Source organism: Sulfurovum lithotrophicum, assembly GCF_000987835.1.
Classification (GTDB): Bacteria; Campylobacterota; Campylobacteria; order Campylobacterales; family Sulfurovaceae; genus Sulfurovum; species Sulfurovum lithotrophicum.
Genome location: NZ_CP011308.1, coordinates 1,745,671 through 1,771,394, shown reverse-complemented (window position 1 = coordinate 1,771,394; position 25,724 = coordinate 1,745,671). Strand labels below are relative to the sequence as shown.

Here is a 25,724-nt window from a genome sequence, read left to right as displayed (position 1 = left end):
AAAAACATTCTCAAAAGCTGGTAGAACATTCATATTGTTCTACCGCATAAAATCCAAATACACTATTACTGATGTTGACTGTCACGACAATTGATCAAAAGCGCTACTTTTGAAACAGTTCGCCCCAAAGCCTCTTTTTATTGAAGATTCTAAAGCATTTTTAATACAAAGTTGAATAGACTTAATCTATGCGTTAACCCGCGAAACCACCGTTTAACGGGTACTTATAATTATTATAAGCATAGCTAAAATTCAAGGAGGTAGTATGAAACTAGGTTTCTTAGTTGACCTGAACCTGTGTATGGGTTGTAAAGGTTGTGAAGTGGCTTGTAAAGTGGAAAATGAAGTTCCGCTCGGCTCTTGGCGTCTGCGTGTAAAGTATATTGATATCATGATCAGTCAGCCTGTAAAGGCGGCACATACCAAAGGGGATCTGATCGTCTTTTTGAAGGGGCAGAAGGTACTGTTTGTCGGAGATCTTGTTTTTAGCGGCAGAATCACTTCTTTGCGGGACGGCTCTTTGGTCGGTTCACTTGAGGCATTGGACATGATAGATGCGTATGGTGCCAAAGTAATCGTTGGCGGGCACGGCTATGAGACTGATGCGACCGTTACTGAACATTTTAGAAGTTATCTGCAAGAGATGAAAAAAGAGGTACAGTATGCCCTGGATGAAGATGTGGGTATGGAAGATATTACGAAAAAAGTCACCATGCCACAGTATAAAAATATGAAACTGTATGATGTTCTTCATGCCCGGAATGTTCTGGATGCCTATAAAGAGTTGGAAATGATAGAGGATGAAGAATGAAAATCATAGGCTTGATAGCCGCTATGTTGCTGAGTGTGTGGGCAGATGAGGGTAAAATGCTGTTTGAAAAGCATTGTCTGTCCTGTCACACACCTTTTGTGCCCATGTTAGAACTTAAAGAGAATTTTGCGGACCATAACAATACCCTGCTAAAACTTAAAGCACCGACACTCAATCAACTCTCCTATCGACTGAAACAGCGTATTGGTGATCCCAAAGGGGATAAGGAGATACACCGCATGGAGGTCATAGCATTCATGAGTAGCTATGTAATGAATCCTGACCGCGATAAAAGTCTCTGTCTTGATGAGGTGATGAGAGCCTTTGATACGATGCCATCACTTAAAGGCAAGGTGAGTGAAGAGGAACTCGAAGAGATAGGCACATATCTGTATGATTTTGACGAAGAGATCGTAAAACAGAAAAGTGTTAAATTCGAAGGATTTGAAAAAGCCTTGCAGCGAGCAAAAAAAGAAGATAAGATCATAATGATCGAAGCGATGAGCCGAACATGCCATTTTTGTAGAAAAATGGAACGGGAAGTGATGATAGATACGGAGGTAATTCGGGCAATAGAGAGAGATTTTATTCCGGTATCCATTGATATTTCTACCCATGCTTTGCCTTTGGGGTTAAAAGCAGAACTTACGCCAAGTTTTATTTTTATAGACAAATATGGCAATGTACTTGGAAATATTCCCGGAGCCTGGGGGAAACAGGATTTTCTTGCATTGCTTAAAGAGGCAAAAGAAGCGGCAAAAAGCAAAAAGGCAAAAAAATGAAATATAGTGCTCTGTATCTATTCAGAAGTGTTGTAGTTGGTATGGCATGTGTTGCATCATTGTATGCCGACAGGGGAGAATCGGTTTATCGGACCATTTGTTCCAAGTGTCACCAACTTCATATCGCAGAAGAGAAACTTGCGGAAAATTTTTTCGAAGCAAACAATACACTGTTGAAGCTCAAAGCCCCTACGATCAGCCAGATCTCACGAAGCATGAAAGAAAAGATCGGAGATCCCCGTTCAGATGAAGAGATACAGCGTTTGGAGGTCAGTTCGTTCATTGCCGATTATATTATTTATCCCGATAAAAGCAAGAGCGTGCTTAATCCAAAGATCGGAAAGTGCTTTAAAACGATGCCCAGTCTCAAAGGAAAGCTGACCACGGAAGACATTGAAGCCATTAGTAATTTTGTGTATGATTATGACAAGAAGATTCATAAAAAAGCAAAAGAGGAAGATGGTTTTTTTGGTACAATACTCAAAAGGGCAAAAGGGGAACATAAAACTATTCTGATCAAGGCAACCGCACCCCATTGCAGATATTGCAAAAAAATGGAGAAACGGGTTTTTTCTGATGCAGAAGTCATTGATCTTCTGAAAAAATCGTTCATCGTACTTCATGTAGATGTCAGCAAGCAACCTCTGCCTCTTGGGTTAAGTGTCAGTATGACCCCGACATTCTTTTTTGTCTTTGCCGACCAGCAAAGTGAAAGTGTAAAGACAAAGCGTATCCCCGGCTCATGGAGCAAAGAGGATTTCCTGGAGATTCTTAAAGAGGCAGAAAAAATAAAAAGGAAAAAACAGTGAAAAAGATACTTTTAGTGTGTATCTGTATGATTCAGTTTGTGTCGGCAGAGACAGAGTTTGCCAATCCCAAGCCAGCCATCGATAATCCAAGAAAATTTATATTCCCCATTACTGTTAGAGACAGAAAAGAAATCAATCATGTCTTGAGTTCCGCAAATAATGTGATGAAATTTTACGGACCGGAGAATGTTGAAGTGGTGATTGTTGCCTATTCTCAAGGGATAGAAGCACTTTTAAAACATGGGGATAGAGACATTAGAAAACGCGTCGAAGCACTCATGACTTATGATGTGGAATTCATCGCATGCGGTAACACCATGCGGACACTGCATATAGAGAAAAAAGATCTTATAGATGGTGTGGAAGTGGTCACTGCAGGGATTGTTGAATTGATAGAAAGGCAGTTGCGGGGATATATCTATATACGACCGTAACGGTAGCAAATTTTACATTATTTTTACACTTAATTGGTATGATACAGCAACTTAAACATAAGGTTGTAAAGATGAAAATAGTAGTTAAAGGAATATTGTGTCTCTCGTTATTTATGGGTACAGTATGGGCAAAAGAAGTGAAATCTGCATCTCCGGCAGCACAAAAGAGTACAGCAGGTGATATTCAGATATTCACTTCAGACAATGCAGGCGGGAAGATTACACCCGCAACTATTGAAGCGGCATTTAAAAAAGAGGGTTTCTTTATCTCTGCAAACAGAGATATGAACGTACCGTTTAAGAAAAAGTTTAAAGAGACAAGTTTTGATGTCTATAATCTTTTTACATTCTTTAGTAAAAAAGAGACACTTGAGCTGGCAAAAAAGTATCCAAGTATCGGTATGTTCTCTCCTATGAGTATGTCAATTTATACCAAAAAAGGTGATAAGAAAATTTCAATCTCTTCTCTCAGAGTAGAGGCGATGGCAAAAATATTGAAGATTCCTGCAGATGATGCGGTACTTGTAAAGATAGGAGCAATGGTAAAAGAGGCTCTGAAAACCGCCATGCCTCAAGGCAAGTTTGAAGCACTCTCCTACAGTGTGCAGGAGCCAAAAGGCTCTTTGGTTTCAAGTTATGAGATGGAGATGGATCCCGAAGAGTGGGAAGATGAAAAGGAAGAGTTTAAGATGGAGTTTGAGGGAACGCTCTCTACCTATGGTTTTGTGATAGCAGGAACCAATGACCTTAATCATGACTTTAAAGAGAACAAATATGAAGGTTATGATTTCTATGATGTCTACTCTATCTGTAAACTTCCAGTCATCTATACGGTTGCAAAAACACATCCTGAAGCAGGGGCGTACGCACCATGTTCACTCTATATGTATAAGAAGAAGGGTGAGAACAGTATGCATTTGGCTTTTCCGAGTGTTTATAACTGGATCTCTTCAATGGATATAAAAAATAAAGAGTCACTTGAGGTTCTTGAAGAGGCACAGGGAAGCATGAATAAAATTTTATCAGAACTTACAGAGTAAAATCCTCAAAAACATTCTCAAAAGCTGGTAGAACATTCATATTGTTCTACCGCATAAAATCCAAATACACTATTACTGATGTTGACTGTCACGACAATTGATCAAAAGCGCTACTTTTGAAACAGTTCGCCCCAAAGCCTCTTTTTATTGAAGATTCTAAAGCATTTTTAATACAAAGTTGAATAGACTTAATCTATGCGTTAACCCGCGAAACCACCGTTTAACGGGTACTTATAATTATTATAAGCATAGCTAAAATTCAAGGAGGTAGTATGAAACTAGGTTTCTTAGTTGACCTGAACCTGTGTATGGGTTGTAAAGGTTGTGAAGTGGCTTGTAAAGTGGAAAATGAAGTTCCGCTCGGCTCTTGGCGTCTGCGTGTAAAGTATATTGATATCATGATCAGTCAGCCTGTAAAGGCGGCACATACCAAAGGGGATCTGATCGTCTTTTTGAAGGGGCAGAAGGTACTGTTTGTCGGAGATCTTGTTTTTAGCGGCAGAATCACTTCTTTGCGGGACGGCTCTTTGGTCGGTTCACTTGAGGCATTGGACATGATAGATGCGTATGGTGCCAAAGTAATCGTTGGCGGGCACGGCTATGAGACTGATGCGACCGTTACTGAACATTTTAGAAGTTATCTGCAAGAGATGAAAAAAGAGGTACAGTATGCCCTGGATGAAGATGTGGGTATGGAAGATATTACGAAAAAAGTCACCATGCCACAGTATAAAAATATGAAACTGTATGATGTTCTTCATGCCCGGAATGTTCTGGATGCCTATAAAGAGTTGGAAATGATAGAGGATGAAGAATGAAAATCATAGGCTTGATAGCCGCTATGTTGCTGAGTGTGTGGGCAGATGAGGGTAAAATGCTGTTTGAAAAGCATTGTCTGTCCTGTCACACACCTTTTGTGCCCATGTTAGAACTTAAAGAGAATTTTGCGGACCATAACAATACCCTGCTAAAACTTAAAGCACCGACACTCAATCAACTCTCCTATCGACTGAAACAGCGTATTGGTGATCCCAAAGGGGATAAGGAGATACACCGCATGGAGGTCATAGCATTCATGAGTAGCTATGTAATGAATCCTGACCGCGATAAAAGTCTCTGTCTTGATGAGGTGATGAGAGCCTTTGATACGATGCCATCACTTAAAGGCAAGGTGAGTGAAGAGGAACTCGAAGAGATAGGCACATATCTGTATGATTTTGACGAAGAGATCGTAAAACAGAAAAGTGTTAAATTCGAAGGATTTGAAAAAGCCTTGCAGCGAGCAAAAAAAGAAGATAAGATCATAATGATCGAAGCGATGAGCCGAACATGCCATTTTTGTAGAAAAATGGAACGGGAAGTGATGATAGATACGGAGGTAATTCGGGCAATAGAGAGAGATTTTATTCCGGTATCCATTGATATTTCTACCCATGCTTTGCCTTTGGGGTTAAAAGCAGAACTTACGCCAAGTTTTATTTTTATAGACAAATATGGCAATGTACTTGGAAATATTCCCGGAGCCTGGGGGAAACAGGATTTTCTTGCATTGCTTAAAGAGGCAAAAGAAGCGGCAAAAAGCAAAAAGGCAAAAAAATGAAATATAGTGCTCTGTATCTATTCAGAAGTGTTGTAGTTGGTATGGCATGTGTTGCATCATTGTATGCCGACAGGGGAGAATCGGTTTATCGGACCATTTGTTCCAAGTGTCACCAACTTCATATCGCAGAAGAGAAACTTGCGGAAAATTTTTTCGAAGCAAACAATACACTGTTGAAGCTCAAAGCCCCTACGATCAGCCAGATCTCACGAAGCATGAAAGAAAAGATCGGAGATCCCCGTTCAGATGAAGAGATACAGCGTTTGGAGGTCAGTTCGTTCATTGCCGATTATATTATTTATCCCGATAAAAGCAAGAGCGTGCTTAATCCAAAGATCGGAAAGTGCTTTAAAACGATGCCCAGTCTCAAAGGAAAGCTGACCACGGAAGACATTGAAGCCATTAGTAATTTTGTGTATGATTATGACAAGAAGATTCATAAAAAAGCAAAAGAGGAAGATGGTTTTTTTGGTACAATACTCAAAAGGGCAAAAGGGGAACATAAAACTATTCTGATCAAGGCAACCGCACCCCATTGCAGATATTGCAAAAAAATGGAGAAACGGGTTTTTTCTGATGCAGAAGTCATTGATCTTCTGAAAAAATCGTTCATCGTACTTCATGTAGATGTCAGCAAGCAACCTCTGCCTCTTGGGTTAAGTGTCAGTATGACCCCGACATTCTTTTTTGTCTTTGCCGACCAGCAAAGTGAAAGTGTAAAGACAAAGCGTATCCCCGGCTCATGGAGCAAAGAGGATTTCCTGGAGATTCTTAAAGAGGCAGAAAAAATAAAAAGGAAAAAACAGTGAAAAAGATACTTTTAGTGTGTATCTGTATGATTCAGTTTGTGTCGGCAGAGACAGAGTTTGCCAATCCCAAGCCAGCCATCGATAATCCAAGAAAATTTATATTCCCCATTACTGTTAGAGACAGAAAAGAAATCAATCATGTCTTGAGTTCCGCAAATAATGTGATGAAATTTTACGGACCGGAGAATGTTGAAGTGGTGATTGTTGCCTATTCTCAAGGGATAGAAGCACTTTTAAAACATGGGGATAGAGACATTAGAAAACGCGTCGAAGCACTCATGACTTATGATGTGGAATTCATCGCATGCGGTAACACCATGCGGACACTGCATATAGAGAAAAAAGATCTTATAGATGGTGTGGAAGTGGTCACTGCAGGGATTGTTGAATTGATAGAAAGGCAGTTGCGGGGATATATCTATATACGACCGTAACGGTAGCAAATTTTACATTATTTTTACACTTAATTGGTATGATACAGCAACTTAAACATAAGGTTGTAAAGATGAAAATAGTAGTTAAAGGAATATTGTGTCTCTCGTTATTTATGGGTACAGTATGGGCAAAAGAAGTGAAATCTGCATCTCCGGCAGCACAAAAGAGTACAGCAGGTGATATTCAGATATTCACTTCAGACAATGCAGGCGGGAAGATTACACCCGCAACTATTGAAGCGGCATTTAAAAAAGAGGGTTTCTTTATCTCTGCAAACAGAGATATGAACGTACCGTTTAAGAAAAAGTTTAAAGAGACAAGTTTTGATGTCTATAATCTTTTTACATTCTTTAGTAAAAAAGAGACACTTGAGCTGGCAAAAAAGTATCCAAGTATCGGTATGTTCTCTCCTATGAGTATGTCAATTTATACCAAAAAAGGTGATAAGAAAATTTCAATCTCTTCTCTCAGAGTAGAGGCGATGGCAAAAATATTGAAGATTCCTGCAGATGATGCGGTACTTGTAAAGATAGGAGCAATGGTAAAAGAGGCTCTGAAAACCGCCATGCCTCAAGGCAAGTTTGAAGCACTCTCCTACAGTGTGCAGGAGCCAAAAGGCTCTTTGGTTTCAAGTTATGAGATGGAGATGGATCCCGAAGAGTGGGAAGATGAAAAGGAAGAGTTTAAGATGGAGTTTGAGGGAACGCTCTCTACCTATGGTTTTGTGATAGCAGGAACCAATGACCTTAATCATGACTTTAAAGAGAACAAATATGAAGGTTATGATTTCTATGATGTCTACTCTATCTGTAAACTTCCAGTCATCTATACGGTTGCAAAAACACATCCTGAAGCAGGGGCGTACGCACCATGTTCACTCTATATGTATAAGAAGAAGGGTGAGAACAGTATGCATTTGGCTTTTCCGAGTGTTTATAACTGGATCTCTTCAATGGATATAAAAAATAAAGAGTCACTTGAGGTTCTTGAAGAGGCACAGGGAAGCATGAATAAAATTTTATCAGAACTTACAGAGTAAAATCCTCAAAAACATTCTCAAAAGCTGGTAGAACATTCATATTGTTCTACCGCATAAAATCCAAATACACTATTACTGATGTTGACTGTCACGACAATTGATCAAAAGCGCTACTTTTGAAACAGTTCGCCCCAAAGCCTCTTTTTATTGAAGATTCTAAAGCATTTTTAATACAAAGTTGAATAGACTTAATCTATGCGTTAACCCGCGAAACCACCGTTTAACGGGTACTTATAATTATTATAAGCATAGCTAAAATTCAAGGAGGTAGTATGAAACTAGGTTTCTTAGTTGACCTGAACCTGTGTATGGGTTGTAAAGGTTGTGAAGTGGCTTGTAAAGTGGAAAATGAAGTTCCGCTCGGCTCTTGGCGTCTGCGTGTAAAGTATATTGATATAGGGACATTCCCTGACACGTCGAGATCTTTTACACCGTTGAGATGTAATCACTGTGAAAGTGCTCCGTGTGAGAGAATCTGTCCGGTATCGGCATTGCATTATTTGGAGAACGGCATCGTGAATGTCGACTCTTCGAGATGTATTGGATGTGCGGGTTGTATGATGGCCTGTCCTTACGGTGCTATCTATATGGACCCTGAAACGAACACGGCTGACAAATGTACCTACTGTGCACACCGTGTCGAAAGCGGTATGATGCCTGCCTGTGTCGTTATCTGTCCTGTACAGGCAAATATTTTCGGTGATATCGATGATGACACCAGCCATATTTCCCAGTATATCATGGAGCATCAGGGTGCTGTTCAGGTACGTAAACCAGAAAAACACACTACCCCGAAACATTTTTATGTAGGTGGTGGTAACCAGACATTGAATCCGCTTGCTCAGCAGCGTCTTGAAGGATATAACCTGTTCAACAACGTGACACACCTGAAGCATATCGGTGATCCGCATCACGGTGTGATAGACAGATTCCTTGCACCGTTCACTTCGCATGAACATCTGGACAATAAAAGTTTTATGGATTTTGACAATTCACATGAATCTCATGAAGAAGAGGGAGGTCACTAATGGTAGAACATGGAATTCACGCAACACAGGCTGTTGTAACATTGGATGTCGCGCTTCCAGGTATTATCTGGGGCTGGATGATCACATTAAACATGTGGGCTAAATCTGTGGGTACAGGTGTGATCCTTGTAGGTGCATTTTTGCTATACAGACACAAGAAAGAAGAGATGCCGAACATTAGATGGATGATGCCGCTTATCTCCTTCATCTTTTTAAATATTTTCCTTCTTTTCACGCTGACGGACCTTCATCAGCCGTACAGAATGATCAATATCTTCCTGCACCCGCATTGGACATCAGCAATCACGGTCGGTGCCTGGATGGCGTCGCTCTTTACCGGCCTTATTACGATCCTGATGGTAATTGGTTACTTTGATGCACACCCAAATGTCAGAAAACACGGTGCCTGCGCCAAAGCGGCTAGAGAACACAGTGCTTTGTATGAGAAACTCTTTCCATTTGTTGTGTTCCTGGCAGTTCCTGTAACACTGTACACAGCGATCATCATGGCGGAAGCTTCTGCGAGAGAGTTGTGGCAAGCGCCTGCGGAAGTCATGCAAATGATGTGGGCAGCGCTCCTGGCAGGTTCGGCAGGTCTTATCTTCATCTCCGGTTCATGGAGCAAAGAAAGCAGAAGAGACCTTGCACTTGTATTGGCGATCGCGACGTTCTTCTCCTTCCTGATGTATATGGGTGAGTATTTCTTCTCATTCAAGTCTGCTGAAGCAGAAGCGACATTAGCATACGTTCACTCCGGCGGAGAGTACAATGCAGAGTTCTGGTTCGCAATGGTGCTTGGATTTATCATTCCATTCTTCCTTGCAGTCAAGAATATGAAAGAAGACAATAAAACAATGCTTAGATTCGCCGCTATTTTGGCATTGATCGGGCTGTATATGGCAAAAGATGTATGGCTTAAAATCCCACAATTGCTAAACTTGAGTTAAGGAGGATATGTATGACAAAATCAATGAAAAATGATACGAATTTTATAGAGAGCAGAAGAAGTTTCCTGAAAGGGACAGCCTATTCTGTAGCCGGTGCAACTCTGGCAGCAGGTGTGTTCGAGACGATCGTAGATACCCCTGCAACAGCTGAAGACAAATCGTTCACGGCGACACCGGAAACACTTTCATTCTATCCACCGTTCGAACAGTGGGACAGCTTTAAAGAGTTGGATGGCGATGACTGGAAAAGAGGTGGTGCCGAAAGAAACGGTATCAGAGGCGAAGACAACCCTGACGGAATCAAAGTCAATGAGTTCATGCTGGTTCCTACCGTATGTTCCAACTGTGAGGCGCAGTGTGGTCTGACTGCATGGGTCGAGATCGGTGAGTATAAAAGAACCAAGAATCCCAAAGATCTTTTTGTGAAGAAATACATGGGTAACCCGCTTCATGCAGGAAGCCGTGGTAGAAACTGTGCCAAAGGGTATGCATCACAAACCCAAATGTATGATCCGGACAGGATCCCTTTCCCTTTGATGAGAGCTCCGGGCTCCAAAAGAGGTGAAGGCAAGTGGGTAAGAACCACTTGGGATGAAGCGATGGCTAAGATCGGTAAAAAGATGCATGATACGCTTAAAAAAGGTGACGAAGTCTCCAAAAAGATGATCATGTACCATGTCGGTCGTCCGAATGAGAACGGTTTCGGTCACCGTGTACCGCACTCAATGGGTCTCGACGGGTATGATTCACACACCAACATCTGTTCGGCAGGTGCTAGGCAGGGTACGATCCAGTGGACGAACGATGACAGAAACTCTCCGGATTGGGCTAATGCAAAACTGGTATTCCTTCAGTCATCCCATGCAGCGGATGCGGGACACTATTTCCAGCAGTCGGCAGGGTATATTGCCGATGCAAGAAGAAAAGGTGCAAAGCTTGTTGTAATGGACCCGAGACTCTCCAACTCAGCGGGTATTGCCGATCTTTGGATACCTGTATGGCCGGGAACAGAAGCAGCACTTTATCTGCATCTTGCAAACAGAATTCTGAATGAAACAGATATTCACGGAAAGTCTCTGGTAAATCATGCCTTCTTCAAGAACTGGGTGAACTGGGATCAATTGATGAACGACAAAGAGCAGTTGTCTCTGATGGTATCCAAAGGCTACATGAAGCAGGTACCTCAGGATGAAAGTTATGAAAGCTTTATCGAGATGCTCAAAGAGATCTATTCACCTTATACGAAAGAATTCGTCATCAAAGAATGTAAAATGGAAGGATATGGCCATAAACTTGATGAACTCTTTGAGATGTTCATTGATGCAGGTGACAGAATTACTACTTACCTTTGGAGAGCCGGTACGATCGGTCACAGAGGTAGCTGGATGAATACACGTTCCGGTTTCTTCCCGTTGGCACTTCGTGGTGCCATGGCAGGAAATATCGGTGGTGTGGGACTGCACCACTGGCATGTTATCTCTGTGAACGGTAAAGGTGATGCAGCAACCGTTGCAGGAGAAAGACCTCCACGAGTCGATGTGTGGAATGAGATCGCATGGCCGCCTGAATATCCGTTAAGTTCATTTGAAATGTCTCATATCATGCCACATTTGCTGCTTGATGATGAGTGGAGAGCGAAGTGGAAGAAAAAAGGGCTTAACTCCATACCAGAAAAACTCGCTGTGTGGATCCCCCGTATGTACAACCCTGTCTGGATCAACCCGGACGGTTTCAGATGGATCGAAGCGCTTAAAAGAGAAGATAAGATTGAAATGGCATTCAACCTCTCTCCTACATGGTCAGAGACCAACTGGTACTGTGATTTTGTATTGCCTGTAGGACTTGCAGGTGAAAGACATGATCAATCATCCGAGCCTACAAAACCGGCAAGATGGTTGAGCTTCAAGAACCCTGCACTCAGAGTTGCGCTTGAAAAACTCGGATGGAAACCTAAAGATCCGGCACGTGCTACCTTGGAAGCACACACTACTGCAGGACTTGGTGAAATTTGGGAAGAAGTGGAATTCTGGGCGAACATCATGGTTCACCATGTCGATCCTGACGGAAGTCTCGGTGTCAGAAAGTTCTGGGCTTCCAAAGAAGATCCAAACAGAGCGGTAACGATCCCTGAATGGTATCAGGCAGCCTTTGACAAGCTTCCTAACCTTAGAAAGACAGCAAAACTCAAGTATCCCAACTCAAAGTATCCCAACTATGAGATGATGAGAGATATGGGTACATGGCTGGAAGAAGACCATATCTTCAGACCGCAGGAGAGACCACTCAAAAGAGAGGGTGACAAATATATCGCTCATGGTCACGAATATGATATCAGTGATGTAGAAAAAGATGAATATGGTACATTGCTTGTTGAAGACCATGTTTTTGGCGGAATGAAGCCAATCGGTGTTGAGGTTGATGGTGAGATCAAGCAAGGATTCCATACACTCAGCGGTAAACTGGAGTTCTATTGTAAATGGCTGACAGAGTGGAAATGGCCTGAGTATGCTATTCCTATTTATCCAAGAAATGCGCAGGAGCGTAAAGATATGGTACATCTCGTTACACAGGTGCACCACGACTTTATGCAAAAGGATAATGACTTTGCACTGAACACGGTATTTAGATTGCCGTATAACATTCATACACGTTCAGTCAACTCGAAGCACTTGATGGAAATTTCACAGAACCATAACCCGGTCTGGATCAATACGGAAGATGCGAAACGTCTCGGTATCAAAAGAGAAGATCCGATCAAAGTAACGATCACCGATACCGTGTCCGGCCTTGAGTCCGGTTACTTCATCGCGATGGCGGTACCGACGGAAGGTACGATGCCTGGTGTTCTTGCCTGTTCACACCATGCAGGTAGATGGAAGCTCAAGAATGCGGTAGAGATCCCAGGATTCGAGCATAAACTAGGTGTTCTCGGTCTTGGTGCTCCACTGTTCGATATGACTATGGATGGCAAGATCGGTACGATGAAACCAAAAGAGGGTATCAATGAAGGTATGCAGGCACGTAGAGATACGTGGCAGTTCAAAGAGTACAACAAGGACCTTGACAACATCTGGTGGGATGGTTTGAGCGGTTCATGGCAAAATGCCGTGGCACCTTCACATCCGGATCCTATCGGTGGTAACCACGCATGGCATCAGAAGGTCAGTATAGAAAAAGCCGGCAAAGATGACAAGATCGGTGATATCTATGTGAACTATGACAACAACTTCAAAGTCTATCAGGCATGGAGAGACAGACTGACACGTCCGTTGGCTCCAGGTGACAAACTGAGAAGACCGGTTCACATTAAGAGACCGGCAGTGCCATTGACACTGAAAGCTTATACTGTAGATATCAAAGCATAACACTCTTACAATATGGGGACAGACATCTGTCTGCCCCTGTTCATACAATTTTCCAAATAATTTTCTTTTGACATGTTTCTTAAGTTAAATTTATTTTGAAAGTGGTATATTACCGCAACAAGTGACTAAGCTAAAAAGGCAGTGAACCATATGCAAGAATTAAAACAGGATTTAGAGAATAGAGTAGCATTGTATGCATTGATATCAAGATTGATGATCACGGAAGTGGATGAAGCTTTTTTGGATACGATAGAAAAAGATGAAAATCTGCTTTCTCTTTTTCCCAATTACAGAAACTGGTCCAAGCGTAAAGATTTTAAGACACAGGAACTGATTGAACAGTATTATAATGTGGATTTTACCAATCTTTTTCTGATGCATCTTGTGCCGTATGAAAGTTTCTATGTCAGAGAGGATCAGATGATCGACAGCGGGAATGGAAATCCGGTGATCGAACTCTATGATGCTTTGGATTTCCGAGTCGAACTGGATAAAGCCAGAGTGGTCAGCGGCGACCATATCGGGGTAGAACTGGAATTCATGTATATGCTCTGTAATGCACAGCTCAAAGCACTTGAAGCCAACGACAAAGAGGGGATATGCGAACTCTTCCAGATCCAGAAAGGCTTTCTGAAAGACCATCTTCTGGAGTGGGGCTCCATGTTCCTCATCAATGCCAAAAGAGAGTCAAGAACGCCGCTCTATCATGACGGTGCGGAATTGACCCTGGAGTTCCTGCTTAGTGATTATGAATATGTCAATGAGAAGCTCGATACCTTCTGCCAGGATATACAGTAATTTATGAAACTGCATTTCGATGTGGCCTCCTGCGTCAGGGCCAAAAGTAAATTCTCCGAGTGCACCAAATGTATGGATATCTGTCCCGATTCCATTTCAATGCAGGACAATCTGCCCACCTTCAAAACGGCTACAGGAGTGGAAGCGGCTGCCTGCGTAGGCGTATGTCCTACCGAAGCTTTTGCTCTGTCGGATTTTTCGACCACAGAGTTCTTTTTCACCTTTCTGGAATCGAAAGTCAGGCTGATCTCACCCAATATCAATGTACCCTGTCTCTCTGTTCTGAGTGTGGAACACCTCATTTCCCTCGCTCTGGCAAGCGAAGAACCCATTACCCTTGACCTGAGCGTCTATGATCCTGATTCGATCCTTTTCGAACATATTGAAAAGACGATAGATGAGGCCAATTTTGTTTTGTCGAGTTTTTCGGATAAACAGCTTGAAACGAATGTCGATGATATGCCGCATCATCCTGAAGATGACTCAGGATCGCAGAAGATCCCGGATCAGGCTGGGAATGACGGGAGTAGCGAAGAGGAAGTTTTATCGAGACGTTCTTTCCTGGGGAATGTGTCTCTCAAAGGGGTTATTAAGCATAAGAAAGCCTTTGATGAAGCAGTGGATGCCGACGAGCTTCAGCGTTTTGACATCGATGTTTCCGTAGTCGAAAAGATCAAAGATAAACAGCTGCCTGACAAACGCAAGATTCTTTTTACTACACTCAAACGTGCAGGTGTACCTGACGTATTAGAAGTACTTCCGGAAGAGGAGATCAGTTTCGTCTCACAGAAATATATCGATGATAACTGTACGAACTGCCAGATCTGCTACCGCATCTGCCCGACGGGTGCACTTTCATCCGATGGTAAATTCTCACTGATCCATTTCGATGCGATGCTCTGCCTGAAGTGCCGTCTCTGCCACGATGCCTGTGAACCCGATGCGATCCATCTGCAGAAAGGCTTCGAGATAAAAGAGTTTTTTGAGCCGACACAGCGGACACTGGCGACCTTCTCTGTCAAACGCTGTAATGAATGCGGAAATTACTTTACCTACACCGGCGGGGAAGTAACCTGCCCGAGATGTATGGTAGAAGAGGAAGAAGCGATGTTCCTTCATGAGAATGCGAAGAAAATGTCTGGAGAGAAAGAATGAGACCTGAAGAGATAAAACCCGATACGGGCTTGTGTACGATCCTTGGGTACAACGCCCAGACCGGGTATATGAGAAAGTACTTTAACCGTATACTCAAACACAACGGTATCAATGCCACAGCGATCGCTTTGAACATCAAAGACGAGCACTTTGACTTCACGATGACAAGTGTAGGACAGTCCAAGGTTGACCGGATGATGCTGGAGAAGGAGTTCCAGGAGAAAGCGCTGCAGTACTGCGATACGCTCGATGAATGTGCACAGAGAGAAAAACATGTCGAGTTCATCGAAGTAGCAGAGGGAAAGGTTCATGGCCATTGTCTCGATGATAAAGCCAAAGCCCTTTTTAACAAGCCTGAATTCCTCGATGAGCAGATACTGTTCGTCGCCAAGATGATGCTGCTTGCCAACCGATGGTTTGGTGCCAGGATAGATGCGGATGAGATACCAACGTTAATAGGAGAAAAACAATGAATGAAAGAAACATGGAAGACCTGAGAAAAGAGTTCGAGAACTTTAATATTAATGAAGAAGCGTGCGTGGACGGCAGCTGTGCCAGTGATGAAGAGACGGACCTGAAAGACTACCCCTCCTACACGGAAGCACTGTATGCCAAACTGGTCTCTCCTGCGGTAAGCGGTATTTATGTTTCACGATGGGACATCAAGGATATCGCGCTTGAAGCAGGCGATTCCATGGCGATCCATCCGAGAAAAAGAATGTTCGAACTGCTGATGAAGTATGCGACAAGCAAAGAGAATATGGAGGCGGTGCTCGATGCACTCGGGAAGCATATGGAAGGAAAGATCGTGATCTATCAGGAGCTGATGCAGGATTTCCCTGCTTCCTCCGAGATATTCCAGCCCAAGATCGACAAAGCCAGAAAAACCATGAAACTCTTCCCTCAGATCATTGAAGAGTATTTTGTATAGTATCCCCCCTGTTAACCTTTCTTGGAGTATAATTACATTATTAGAGGTCCCTATAATTATTAGAAAGGTTTATTATGTCAACAATCACCAAAGAAAAAGCACTTGAATACCACAAGAATGGTAAGATCGGGATTGACCTTACCAAGCCCTGCAACACGCAGTATGAACTTTCGCTTGCCTATACGCCGGGTGTGGCGATCCCCTGCCTTGAAATAGAAAAAGATGAGAATCTTTCGTTTGAATATACCAACCGCGGTAATCTCGTTGGCGTTATTTCTGACGGAACTGCCGTACTGGGGCTTGGAGATATAGGACCGTTGGCAGGTAAGCCGGTCATGGAGGGGAAGTCGGTCCTTTTCAAGAAGTTTGCCAACGTGGATGCATTTGATATAGAACTGGATGTGCACGAGACCGAAGAGATCATTGCGACATGTAAAGCGATCGCACCGACATTCGGGGGGATAAATCTTGAAGATATCAAAGCACCCAAATGTTTCGAGATCGAAAGACGCCTTCAGGAAGCACTGGATATTCCCGTGTTCCATGACGACCAGCACGGGACGGCTATTATCACGACCGCTGGACTTATCAATGTACTGGACCTGACAGGTAAAAAAGTGGATGAGATCAAGATCGTGGTCAACGGAGCAGGCGCGGCGGGTATCTCCTGTGCAAAAATGTATCAGGCATTGGGTGTGAAGAATATCATTATGTGTGATTCCAAAGGGGTGATCTCGACCAGCAGGGATGACCTGAATAAATACAAGGCTGAGTTTGCCGTTGAAACAGAAGATAAGACCCTGGAAGATGCCATTGAAGGGGCTGACATGTTCCTTGGACTCAGTGTGGCGGGTGCCTTGACTAAAGAGATGGTAGCGAAGATGGCACCCGAGCCGATCATTTTCGCGCTGGCAAACCCTGTACCGGAAATTCTGCCTGAAGAGGTCAAGGAGGTCAGGGACGATGCGATCATGGGAACAGGACGCTCCGATTACCCTAATCAGACCAATAATGTACTGGGATTCCCCTTTATCTTTAGAGGCGCACTTGATGTACGGGCAAGAAAGATTACCGAAGGCATGAAGATGGCAGCGGCTGAAGCACTGGCAGGACTGGCAAAGGAACCGGTCCCTTATTATGTCAAGGCAGCGTATCACAATGACAATATAGAGTATGGAAAAGAACATATTATTCCGCTTCCTTTCAACAAAGAGGCACTTATCTGGGTTGCTTCTGCGGTAGCGAAGGCTGCATTCGAAGAGGGTGTGGCAAGAGTTGACAGCTATGACCATGAAGCCTACAGAGAAAAGCTCAGATGCCTTATCTATGGCTGTCCTGATGAGGAAGAAGCGTAAGACTGCATGAATCTGGCATCCTACCTCGATCTCTATGCACTGCTTCAGACTGACAAGAGTACACGCGAAGAGAAACGTGCTTTTGGCCTGGAACATGAGGGAGAGAACCCGTTCAAACTGCTGTTGCTCTGGACGCAGCAGCATCGCGGGTGTCTGAAAAAGCCTTTGCTAAGTGAAACGGTTACGGGATACCTTTATGGGACCACACTGATTTTGGGTGTGGTCGCCTTTTTTCTTGGCCTTTTTTCCGGGCTTGCCCTCCTGAGTTACAGCGGGCATGAACCGGTCAATGTCGTTTACTTTATGGCGATGGTGATACTCTTACCGATTATCACCATGACACTGGCACTTTTTTCCATGTTAAGGGCCAATGCGTCACGCAGTTTCCTGGTACATATCTCCCCGGCATACTGGATGGAGAAGGTCCTGCGTCTGCTTCCCGGGAAAGTGAAGAAGAGCCTTGATGAACTTCAGGTCAATCCTTCTATTCTCAACTGGCTTGTCATCCGACGCTCCCAGTTGCTTGCCCTGATATTTTCTATCGGCCTGCTTGTGGCGCTTCTGGGCATGGTCGTCACCAAAGATATCGCTTTTGCATGGAGTACGACACTGCATGTCAGTGCACAGGAATTCCACGCACTGCTTGAAACGGTCGCTCTGCCATGGAAATCATTTTTTCCTACAGCTGTGCCTTCTCTTGAACTCATAGAGAAGAGCCAATACTTCCGCCTGGGAGAAAAGCTTGACCCGGAAATGGTACGCAATGCTTCAGAACTGGGAGAGTGGTGGAAGTTTCTTGCTTTTGCCACACTTTTCTATGCGATCATTCTACGATTTTTTATGTGGATGATCTCTGTCATTGGCTACCGAAGAGCGCTTAAAAGGTCTTTTCTCAATCTTGACGGAGCGCAGGCACTTTTACGGTCTATGAGCGAACCGCTTATCACGACCTCCTCTCCCAAAACAGAAGAGGTGTTTAAGCCCAAAGGAAACCATTATGTCCGTGAAGTGGAAACGTTTGACAGTTCCTATGACCTGACTTTGGGCTGGGCGATGTCACATGATGACCTTGTCCTGCTCAATGATGCCATGAAGATCACCTCGCCTCTGCTTGAAGATGTAGGTGGGACCAACACGCTCGATGAAGACAGGGAGATCGTTCTCAAAGCAAAGGGAGAGGTACTTTTTTATGTCAAAGCCTGGGAACCGCCTACGATGGACTTCGTTGATTTTCTCGAAGATCTTTCAAAAGTGGCTGACAGGATCATCGTTGCTCCTGTGGGTATACCCCAGAACGGCTATCTGCCCAAACAGAATGAACTTGCAATGTGGGGCAGAAAACTGCAGGGTATGGGAGAAGAGAAAGTGTGGTTGAAGATATGACAGTCTCACATCCCACTTTTGCCGTTGTGGGCCATCCGAATAAAGGAAAAAGCAGCATCGTCTCGACTCTGGCATTCGATGACACCGTACAGATATCGGATACGCCGGGAACGACAACAAAGAAACGCAGTTTTCCTCTTACTGTTGACGGAAAGGTCCTGTATGAACTTTTTGATACCCCTGGTTTTCAGAGGGCACGTTCAGTACTTGCTTGGCTGCAGAAACATGAAGTGACCGCGGACAAAAGACCTGAAGTGGTACAGGCATTCATAAACGAACACAGAGATAACCCGCGTTTCAACGACGAGATTGAACTGCTCGAGCCCATTATGAACGGAGCGGGGATCATCTATGTGGTGGACGGCTCCAAACCCTACGGAGAAGAGTATGAGGCGGAGATGGAGATACTGCGCTGGACAGGACAGCCCTCCATGGCACTGATCAATCTCATAGACGATACGAACTATGTGGAAGAGTGGAAGAGGGCGCTGGGGCAGTACTTCAAGATGGTACGTCTTTTTAACCCGATGAAAGCGACCTTTCCCCAGCATCTTTCCCTGCTTGAAAGCATCGCGCAGCTCAAGGAAGAGTGGATTGCCCCTGTGAATGAATCGATACGGCTTTTCAAAGTCTATCATGAGCAAATGTTCGAACGGACTACGCAGAGTATTACACGCCTGCTGCATCAGTCACTTGCTCATGTAGAGCGCCTGCCGATCAGATCAGAAGAGGCGACAGAAGCAGAAAAAACACTGGTACTCGAGCGCTACAAAGCAAAGCTCAGGACGTATGAAGAGGTTTCACAGCACAGGGTGGAACAGATATGGCATCATGAGAACCTGGAAAAAGCGCAGCAGGCACTGCTTTTCGACGGGATGGACCTCTTCTCAAAAGAGAGTGCTTCGCTTTTTGGTCTGAGCCGGAAAGAGCTGCTGCTCACCGGCGCGACCGGAGGTGCAGTGACCGGTGCGGGAGTCGATCTGCTGCTGGGAGGCAGTACGCTTTTTCTCGGGTCCGCCATCGGTGCGGTAGTGGGCGGCACAAGTGCTTTCTTCGGTTTCAGCGAACTTTCTGACGTCAAAGTGCTGGGGCAGAAACTGGGAAAGAAATATCTGGAAGCCGGCCCCATGAAGAACGTGAACTTCCCCTACATTCTGCTCAACCGTGCTCTTTTTCATGCCGTGAAAATAGCCCAAAGATCCCATGCGATCAGAGACAAAGTCGTATTGGAGATGGGCCGTGATTTTACCGATCTGTGGATGGATGATCCACTGCGGAAGTCTCTGGAGAAATACCATAAACTCTTCCGTTCGGGAGATGAGGTCAAACCGGAAATGCTGAAAGAATATGAACAGCTCATTGAAACAGTACTGAAACGTCTCATTGACAGGAATGTTCTTTGATGCGTTCAGTACAGAAAAGAAACCTAAATTAAAATAACTTTCCAATCCCCATCAGGAGCACTACCGACAAAAGCCCGCCTGCGATCCCCGAAAGCATGTCATCCATCATCACACCCAGCCCGCCTTTTACCTCTCTGTGTATCCAGCCGATGGTGGAGGGTTTCCAGGAATCAAAAAGTCTGAATGCAACAAAGCTGAAGAAGACCGCGAACAGGGTTGCATAGGGGTAGTTCAGGGTCTCGGCAGTGGAGAGTGCGATCATCAGGCTCATCCACATTCCTGCTGCTTCATCGATGACGATCTCTTTAGCGTTATGTTCCCCGCCAGAATTCTCATATTTGTTTATCTCGAAGATACCAATGACGGTGACGGCAAAGGTGAGCATGAAAAGTGTGTCCATTCCAAGATAGTACAGAATAAACATACCGACTATGAGGGCAGCCAGTGTTCCTGCGGCTTTAGGTGCTTTGGGGCTCAGCCCTGTACCCAGGAAAGTCAGAAAAAGTGTTTGTACGGTCATGATGCTCTCCTATGTCAACGATGATGTCTGATACAGTTGGATCAGCTTCATATAGAACTGCTCTTCGCTTTGCTGCTCCAACAGGCCTGATCCGGGCATGAGAGAGTAGTAGAGCTCCTGCAGGTTGTCGAAACGTTCGGGGAAGAGGGCGGCAAGGATGTTGGCGGAAACCTCTTTTCTGACCAGGATCGGTGGAGGTATCACTCCGCTCTGGATCAGCTTCATGATCGATTCTGAATGATAATGGACATGGTGGTGCTGACCATGCGGACAGGTCTGGGTGCTTACAAGCGTTTTACAGGTGTCACAGTAGACATATTCGTCGACAGTCTTTATGTCGATATCGATATTCCTGCAAAGATCGAAGACCGTACTCAGGCGGTTCTTGTCATAGTAAAGCCCCAAACCTCCATGGTTTTTCCCGATGACAAGCTGGTTGCAGCCGTAGTTCTTTGCCAGAAGCGCATCGAGTATCAGTTCGTTGAATCCTGCAAAAATATAGGAGTTCTCGAACGGGATGATGATTACCTTGTTGCGCGGCAGAAAGTTGTCGATGAAGGTATTGAGGGAGTTGTACCGGATGTCGTAGCGCAATCCTTCGGAAGTAAAAGGTTTTCGCAGAAAGATCACCAGAAGATCCGCATCGCTGATGGCCTGGCGTATCATGCGTTCATGGGCACGGTTGAAGGGATTGGCTGCAAGCATCATGGAGGAGATATGTTTTGCCCCGGTCTTTGTGATCATGTTTTGGATACGTTTGGTATTGTCCGTAATGAGCGGGTACTCCACCGTGTACTCACCGCTTACGGCGATTTCTCCGAGACGAGCCATTGTGTTCTTGACGCCCGGATGGGAAAGGTCATTGGTGCCGTAAATGTTATGCAGGCGCTTTTGAATATCGACAGGAAAGGTCTCATTGACGATAAGCTCACCCACTTTTTTGTCATAATTGACCAGGTCGACTATATCGCCTTTTTTCAGGCTTTGAAGTACTTCTTTGTTACGTTTGCCTGTCGGTGACAGGATGAATGAGAAAGGAAAGGGGACCCCTTTGTAAAATTTGCTTTCATCCACCTCTCTGGCTTCTGCTTCGTTCATAAGCCCTTCAACAGGTGAAATCAGTCCTGCTTTTACAAGGGCAAGGGTAGAGAGTGCTTCTGTGTCGATATGGAGAGATTTGTTCTTTTTCATTACATACCTTTCTCAATAATGCCGGTATATCGTATCGGGTTACTTCTTTTTGAAAAGATCATACTTCTTCCTTTTTTCCCAGAGACTTTTTCGAGAGATGCCCAGCTTTTTGGAGAGCTCGGTATCGGGAAACTTGTACTGGAAAGAGTTGACGATGAACTTAACATAATCATCGATGGTCAGAATCTCGTTCTGGTCGTAGAGTTTCGAATCGGTATTGAGTGTGATGGTCGGGAAGGGTGTTTCGAGTTCCGAAGTGCTGCAGAGTATGAAGTCATGCCCTTCGAGCATGGAGAAAAGCTTCTCTCTTTCCGCTTTTTTGATGAGGTGAATTTCCGTGACATAGAGTAGTGACTTTCTGCCGTTCTCCTCTATTTTCTCTTTCCACCCATTGTTTCCAAGCGGCACGAAGGTCAGCAGTGTGTTATTGTGATGTGCATACTCGAAAACGAGTTTGTCCACAAGTCGCTGGTAATTGGTTTGTATGACAAGGGGGTAGGTGAGTTTTTCCATCTCGAAATCGAGCTTGATCTCTTTGAGCAGGTTCTGCATATATTCATGGTAAAGTGCGGTTTTCTTCCTGAGATTCTGATACTCCTGATAGTGCTCTATTTTTCTCAGCAGTTCTTCGATCATGAAAGGTTTGACGATGTAGTCTTTTGCCCCAAGTTTCAACGGTTCGCCGACAGTGTCATTGTTGATGTAGCTGACCATAAGAATAACGATCTTCTCTTTGAATTTTGTGATCAGCGGAGAGGTATTCTGTCCGGGAAGGTTGGTGGAGAGCAGATAGACATCTCCGTTGCTGTTCATCGCTTCCTTGATCGAAGAGAATATTTCGGTATCGAAGCCGTTCTCTACCAGTTTGCTGGCGATACTCTGCGCCAGATAGAGTTCATTTTCTACGATAATTATTTTCATTTTTCTTTCCAGTTATGATAGGTTAAATTTGCTACGGCATGTACCGTAACACCCTCTTTGCGTCCGACGAAACCGAGTTTTTCAGCCGTGGTTGCTTTGATGTTCACCAGATGCGGCCTGATACCCAGCAGCGATGCGATGGAATGCTTCATCTTCTCTTTATAGGGAAGCAGGCGGGGTGCCTGGGCAAGAATGGTCATATCGACATTGCCTATGTCAAATCCGTGTGTTCTGATCTTTCTGACCGTATCGCTCAGAAGCCGTGTCGAGTCTGCTCCGGCATAACTTTCATCGGTGTCCGGGTAAAGTTCCCCAATGTCGCCCATACCCGCAGCACCCAAAAGGGCATCGATGAGTGCATGGATGGCGACATCACCGTCGCTGTGAGCCTTGAATCCGTAGTCCACGTCTATTTGTACGCCGCAGAGAACCATAGGCTTTCTTTCCTCGAAAGGATGGATATCAAGGCCGAAGCCGGTCAGTGTTCTCTTGGAAGGTGCCTTGATACAGGGAAGTTTTTTCAGGTCATCAATGGTGGTCAGTTTGTGCGCTTCATGTGCACCTTCGACAAAATAGACCTTTTCTCCCATGGAAGCAACGGCAGAGCTGTCATCGGTAAATACGTGATCGGTTTGCAATGCCTCTTTGAGCGTTTTGGTAACACTGAGCTGCGGGGTCTGTATAATCCTCACCTGCTCCCTGTCCAAAGGGGTCTGAGCCAGGTAGAGCGTATCGGTAACAGGGAGGACCGGAACAATGCAGCTTGCCTCTTTTCTGGCATCGAGAATACGGCGTATCATTGCTTCTGGCACACAGCATCTGGCGATATCCGAGACAAGAACATACTCAGTCGTAACATCTTCAAGGCCGTTTTTCAGTGACGCCTGCCTTGTCTCTCCGCCCTGAACATAGGTATAGTCCGCATAGTGTTTCATAAGCCCGATATCTTCGGCAGAGGAGACAATGATAATTTTTGCAAAGAGCTCCATGGCTCCGAAACGCTCAGCCACAGAGAGCCATAAAGGGATATCTCCGCTGTAGAGCCACTGTTTTTTCACTTCGCTCTTGAATCGTGTGGAGTTGCCTGCCCCAAGCAGTATTAATGTGATATCAGACACCTGAAAACCTCACTGTGTATCAAATAGTAACGGATTATACCTTATCTTGCTTGATAATTACTGTGAGGAGTTAAAATGTCTGAAATGAATAAATTGGATAATTTTACTCCTAGTTAGTGTAATTTCAATATATTTTAAGATTTGAGTGGTATAACTCTTGCATGAATAATCTCAAATATTAGGAGTCATAAAGATGACAGAAGAAAATGTACTGGAAGCATTGAAAAATGTGACCTATCCCGGTTTCACGAAAGATATCGTGACATTTGGATTTGTAAAAGACATATTGATCAACGATAAAACCATAGGGTTAACGATTGATATCACATCTTCAGCGGATGAAGTAAAAGCACAGCTTAGAGAAGATGCGACCAAAGAGCTTCAAAAACTTGGATTTGAAAATATCAACATCAATATCAAGGCACCGGAAGCGCCAAAGCAGATGTCAAACTCTGTCAGTGGCAAGAATATAGCACCGCATGTTAAAAACTTTGTAATGGTCAGTTCAGGAAAAGGCGGAGTCGGCAAATCAACGACTTCCGTGAACCTGGCGATCGCGATGGCGATGCAGGGTAAAAAAGTGGGTCTTCTCGATGCGGACATTTATGGACCGAACATCCCCCGTATGATGGGTGTAGAAGATCAAAAACCCGAAATCCAGGGGAACAAAGTACTTCCTTTGAAAGCCTACGGTGTAGAAGTGATGTCCATGGGTTCGCTGATGGAGCCGGGACAATCTCTTATCTGGAGAGGTTCCATGATCATGAAGGCTATCGAGCAGTTCCTCAGGGACATTCTCTGGTCAGAACTTGATGTACTGGTCATCGATATGCCTCCGGGAACAGGTGATGCACAGCTTACACTGGCGCAGTCGGTACCGGTCACGGCAGGTATTACGGTTACGACACCTCAGGAAGTGTCACTTGATGACAGCAGACGTTCACTCGACATGTTCCAGAAACTGCATATCCCGACAGCGGGTATCATCGAGAACATGAGCGGATTTATCTGTCCTGAGTGTCATACGGAGTCAGATATCTTCGGTATGGGAACGACGGAACCGGTAGCCAAAGAGTATGATACGCATGTGATCGCTCGTATTCCTATAGAGCCGGAGATCAGAGTGGGCGGAGATACAGGTATGCCTGTAACCTACCACAAGCCTGATTCCGAAACAGCCAAAAGATACCAGGCAGCGGCGACCGACCTGCTTGCATTCATTGACAAAGTGAACGCAGAAGGCGGCGCAGACAACCAGGCGATACAGCCTACGACACCTCCGGGTGTGAGTGCGTGTAGCGTCTAATTCTTCTTTTCCGGCTTTTGCCGGATACTCCTTCATTTTTTACTATGTTTTTTTAGCTTTTCTGGTGTATACTTCCGCACCTCAAAACACTATATACTACTAAATCGTCGGGGTGTAGCGCAGTCTGGCTAGCGTGCTATCTTGGGGTGATAGAGGTCGCAGGTTCAAGTCCTGTCACTCCGACCACTTTTCTTTTTTACTCCCAAAAAATATCAACTTTCGCTACAATACGGAAATATAAAACAGACAGGATACCATAATGACCAATACAGAAAAACTGAAAAACCTTTTGGAGCTTGAGATCATTCCCGATCTTGAAGTAGCCATCGATGAGCTTTTTGCTGCGATAGACAAAGCAAAAAATGCAACTAAAGAGCAGAAAGAAGACCTTGAAGAGATGCGTGAAATGAGAACGGAATGCTTTGCCATTGTAGAGGAGATCAAAAAAGATGAGCTCGACGAGGAGGAAGCAGAAGAGCTTCTCACCGAACTTGTCGATCTGAAAACAGATGAAGATGCGTAGGATGGGATTTTCCACCATCGA

26 protein-coding genes and 1 tRNA gene are annotated in these 25,724 nt (G+C 44.4%); 23 read left to right on the top strand and 4 right to left on the bottom strand.

Annotated features, from left to right (window positions below):
* Nucleotides 1-265: 265 nt before the first annotated feature.
* The 20 genes from YH65_RS08670 to YH65_RS08565 all read left to right on the top strand — a co-directional run bounded on the left by YH65_RS08670 (nt 266) and on the right by YH65_RS08565 (nt 20,124).
* Nucleotides 266-811 carry an MBL fold metallo-hydrolase gene (locus YH65_RS08670; protein ID WP_052746164.1) on the top strand — a complete coding sequence of 182 codons (546 nt, stop codon included), beginning with the start codon at nt 266-268 and terminating at the stop codon, nt 809-811.
* Nucleotides 808-1,593: a thioredoxin family protein gene (locus YH65_RS11325; protein ID WP_052746163.1), complete on the top strand. Its 786-nt coding sequence runs from the start codon at nt 808-810 to the stop codon at nt 1,591-1,593. Before YH65_RS08670 ends, YH65_RS11325 begins: the two co-directional genes overlap by 4 nt.
* On the top strand, nt 1,590-2,402 hold the full coding sequence (locus YH65_RS08655; RefSeq protein WP_052746162.1) for a thioredoxin family protein: 813 nt from the start codon (nt 1,590-1,592) through the stop codon (nt 2,400-2,402). Before YH65_RS11325 ends, YH65_RS08655 begins: the two co-directional genes overlap by 4 nt.
* Nucleotides 2,399-2,836: a DsrE family protein gene (locus tag YH65_RS08650; RefSeq protein WP_046551513.1), complete on the top strand. Its 438-nt coding sequence runs from the start codon at nt 2,399-2,401 to the stop codon at nt 2,834-2,836. Before YH65_RS08655 ends, YH65_RS08650 begins: the two co-directional genes overlap by 4 nt.
* Before the next feature lie 71 nt (nt 2,837-2,907).
* Nucleotides 2,908-3,876, top strand: a complete 969-nt coding sequence (locus YH65_RS08645; protein WP_046551512.1) for a DUF302 domain-containing protein — start codon at nt 2,908-2,910, stop codon at nt 3,874-3,876.
* A gap of 272 nt (nt 3,877-4,148) precedes the next feature.
* Nucleotides 4,149-4,694, top strand: a complete 546-nt coding sequence (locus YH65_RS08640; protein WP_052746164.1) for an MBL fold metallo-hydrolase — start codon at nt 4,149-4,151, stop codon at nt 4,692-4,694.
* Nucleotides 4,691-5,476 carry a thioredoxin family protein gene (locus YH65_RS11320; protein WP_052746163.1) on the top strand — a complete coding sequence of 262 codons (786 nt, stop codon included), beginning with the start codon at nt 4,691-4,693 and terminating at the stop codon, nt 5,474-5,476. The genes YH65_RS08640 and YH65_RS11320 overlap by 4 nt, the downstream gene beginning before the upstream one ends.
* Nucleotides 5,473-6,285, top strand: coding sequence for a thioredoxin family protein (locus tag YH65_RS08625; RefSeq protein ID WP_052746162.1), 813 nt, complete (start codon nt 5,473-5,475; stop codon nt 6,283-6,285). The genes YH65_RS11320 and YH65_RS08625 overlap by 4 nt, the downstream gene beginning before the upstream one ends.
* Nucleotides 6,282-6,719 (top strand): DsrE family protein, encoded by a 438-nt coding sequence (locus YH65_RS08620; RefSeq protein ID WP_046551513.1) that lies wholly within the window; start codon nt 6,282-6,284, stop codon nt 6,717-6,719. Before YH65_RS08625 ends, YH65_RS08620 begins: the two co-directional genes overlap by 4 nt.
* Before the next feature lie 71 nt (nt 6,720-6,790).
* Entirely contained in the window at nt 6,791-7,759 is a 969-nt protein-coding gene (locus tag YH65_RS08615) for a DUF302 domain-containing protein (protein WP_046551512.1), read from the top strand.
* A gap of 272 nt (nt 7,760-8,031) precedes the next feature.
* A complete protein-coding gene (locus YH65_RS08610) occupies nt 8,032-8,787 on the top strand; it encodes a 4Fe-4S dicluster domain-containing protein (RefSeq protein ID WP_046551511.1) in 756 nt (251 codons plus the stop codon).
* Nucleotides 8,787-9,734, top strand: coding sequence for an NrfD/PsrC family molybdoenzyme membrane anchor subunit (nrfD, locus tag YH65_RS08605; RefSeq protein ID WP_046551510.1), 948 nt, complete (start codon nt 8,787-8,789; stop codon nt 9,732-9,734). The genes YH65_RS08610 and nrfD overlap by 1 nt, the downstream gene beginning before the upstream one ends.
* 11 nt (nt 9,735-9,745) lie before the next feature.
* Nucleotides 9,746-13,099: a molybdopterin-dependent oxidoreductase gene (locus YH65_RS08600; protein WP_084722062.1), complete on the top strand. Its 3,354-nt coding sequence runs from the start codon at nt 9,746-9,748 to the stop codon at nt 13,097-13,099.
* A gap of 150 nt (nt 13,100-13,249) precedes the next feature.
* Nucleotides 13,250-13,897 (top strand): TorD/DmsD family molecular chaperone, encoded by a 648-nt coding sequence (locus YH65_RS08595; RefSeq protein ID WP_046551509.1) that lies wholly within the window; start codon nt 13,250-13,252, stop codon nt 13,895-13,897.
* Between the two features lie 3 nt (nt 13,898-13,900).
* On the top strand, nt 13,901-15,052 hold the full coding sequence (locus tag YH65_RS08590) for a 4Fe-4S dicluster domain-containing protein (RefSeq protein ID WP_046551508.1): 1,152 nt from the start codon (nt 13,901-13,903) through the stop codon (nt 15,050-15,052).
* Nucleotides 15,049-15,525: a hypothetical protein gene (locus YH65_RS08585; protein WP_046551507.1), complete on the top strand. Its 477-nt coding sequence runs from the start codon at nt 15,049-15,051 to the stop codon at nt 15,523-15,525. The genes YH65_RS08590 and YH65_RS08585 overlap by 4 nt, the downstream gene beginning before the upstream one ends.
* Entirely contained in the window at nt 15,522-15,983 is a 462-nt protein-coding gene (locus YH65_RS08580; protein WP_046551506.1) for a hypothetical protein, read from the top strand. Before YH65_RS08585 ends, YH65_RS08580 begins: the two co-directional genes overlap by 4 nt.
* Nucleotides 15,984-16,057: 74 nt before the next feature.
* On the top strand, nt 16,058-17,338 hold the full coding sequence (locus YH65_RS08575) for a malic enzyme-like NAD(P)-binding protein (RefSeq protein WP_046551505.1): 1,281 nt from the start codon (nt 16,058-16,060) through the stop codon (nt 17,336-17,338).
* Nucleotides 17,339-17,344: 6 nt separating this feature from the next.
* Nucleotides 17,345-18,721, top strand: coding sequence for a DUF2868 domain-containing protein (locus YH65_RS08570; protein ID WP_046551504.1), 1,377 nt, complete (start codon nt 17,345-17,347; stop codon nt 18,719-18,721).
* Entirely contained in the window at nt 18,667-20,124 is a 1,458-nt protein-coding gene (locus YH65_RS08565) for a DUF3482 domain-containing protein (protein WP_245609185.1), read from the top strand. Before YH65_RS08570 ends, YH65_RS08565 begins: the two co-directional genes overlap by 55 nt.
* Before the next feature lie 28 nt (nt 20,125-20,152).
* On the opposite strand, the gene YH65_RS08560 is transcribed toward YH65_RS08565, so the two are convergent.
* The 4 genes from YH65_RS08560 to YH65_RS08545 are packed head-to-tail and all read right to left on the bottom strand — an operon-like array spanning nt 20,153 to nt 23,874.
* Nucleotides 20,153-20,644, bottom strand: coding sequence for a phosphatidylglycerophosphatase A family protein (locus tag YH65_RS08560; RefSeq protein ID WP_046551503.1), 492 nt, complete (start codon nt 20,642-20,644; stop codon nt 20,153-20,155).
* A 9-nt stretch (nt 20,645-20,653) separates the two neighbouring features.
* Nucleotides 20,654-21,835: a sulfate adenylyltransferase gene (locus tag YH65_RS08555; protein WP_046551502.1), complete on the bottom strand. Its 1,182-nt coding sequence runs from the start codon at nt 21,833-21,835 to the stop codon at nt 20,654-20,656.
* Nucleotides 21,836-21,874: 39 nt separating this feature from the next.
* Complete coding sequence (locus YH65_RS08550) at nt 21,875-22,756, bottom strand: response regulator (protein ID WP_046551501.1); 882 nt, start codon at nt 22,754-22,756, stop codon at nt 21,875-21,877.
* Nucleotides 22,753-23,874 carry a bifunctional 2-C-methyl-D-erythritol 4-phosphate cytidylyltransferase/2-C-methyl-D-erythritol 2,4-cyclodiphosphate synthase gene (locus tag YH65_RS08545; RefSeq protein WP_046551500.1) on the bottom strand — a complete coding sequence of 374 codons (1,122 nt, stop codon included), beginning with the start codon at nt 23,872-23,874 and terminating at the stop codon, nt 22,753-22,755. The genes YH65_RS08550 and YH65_RS08545 overlap by 4 nt, the downstream gene beginning before the upstream one ends.
* Nucleotides 23,875-24,067: 193 nt before the next feature.
* Between YH65_RS08545 and YH65_RS08540 the strand changes: the two genes are divergently transcribed.
* The 3 genes from YH65_RS08540 (at nt 24,068) to YH65_RS08530 (ending at nt 25,703) form a co-directional block, all read left to right on the top strand.
* Nucleotides 24,068-25,180: an Mrp/NBP35 family ATP-binding protein gene (locus YH65_RS08540; protein WP_046551499.1), complete on the top strand. Its 1,113-nt coding sequence runs from the start codon at nt 24,068-24,070 to the stop codon at nt 25,178-25,180.
* Between the two features lie 108 nt (nt 25,181-25,288).
* Nucleotides 25,289-25,366, top strand: a tRNA-Pro gene (locus YH65_RS08535).
* 73 nt (nt 25,367-25,439) lie between these two features.
* Entirely contained in the window at nt 25,440-25,703 is a 264-nt protein-coding gene (locus tag YH65_RS08530; protein ID WP_011980217.1) for a hypothetical protein, read from the top strand.
* The last annotated feature ends 21 nt before the right edge of the window (nt 25,704-25,724 follow it).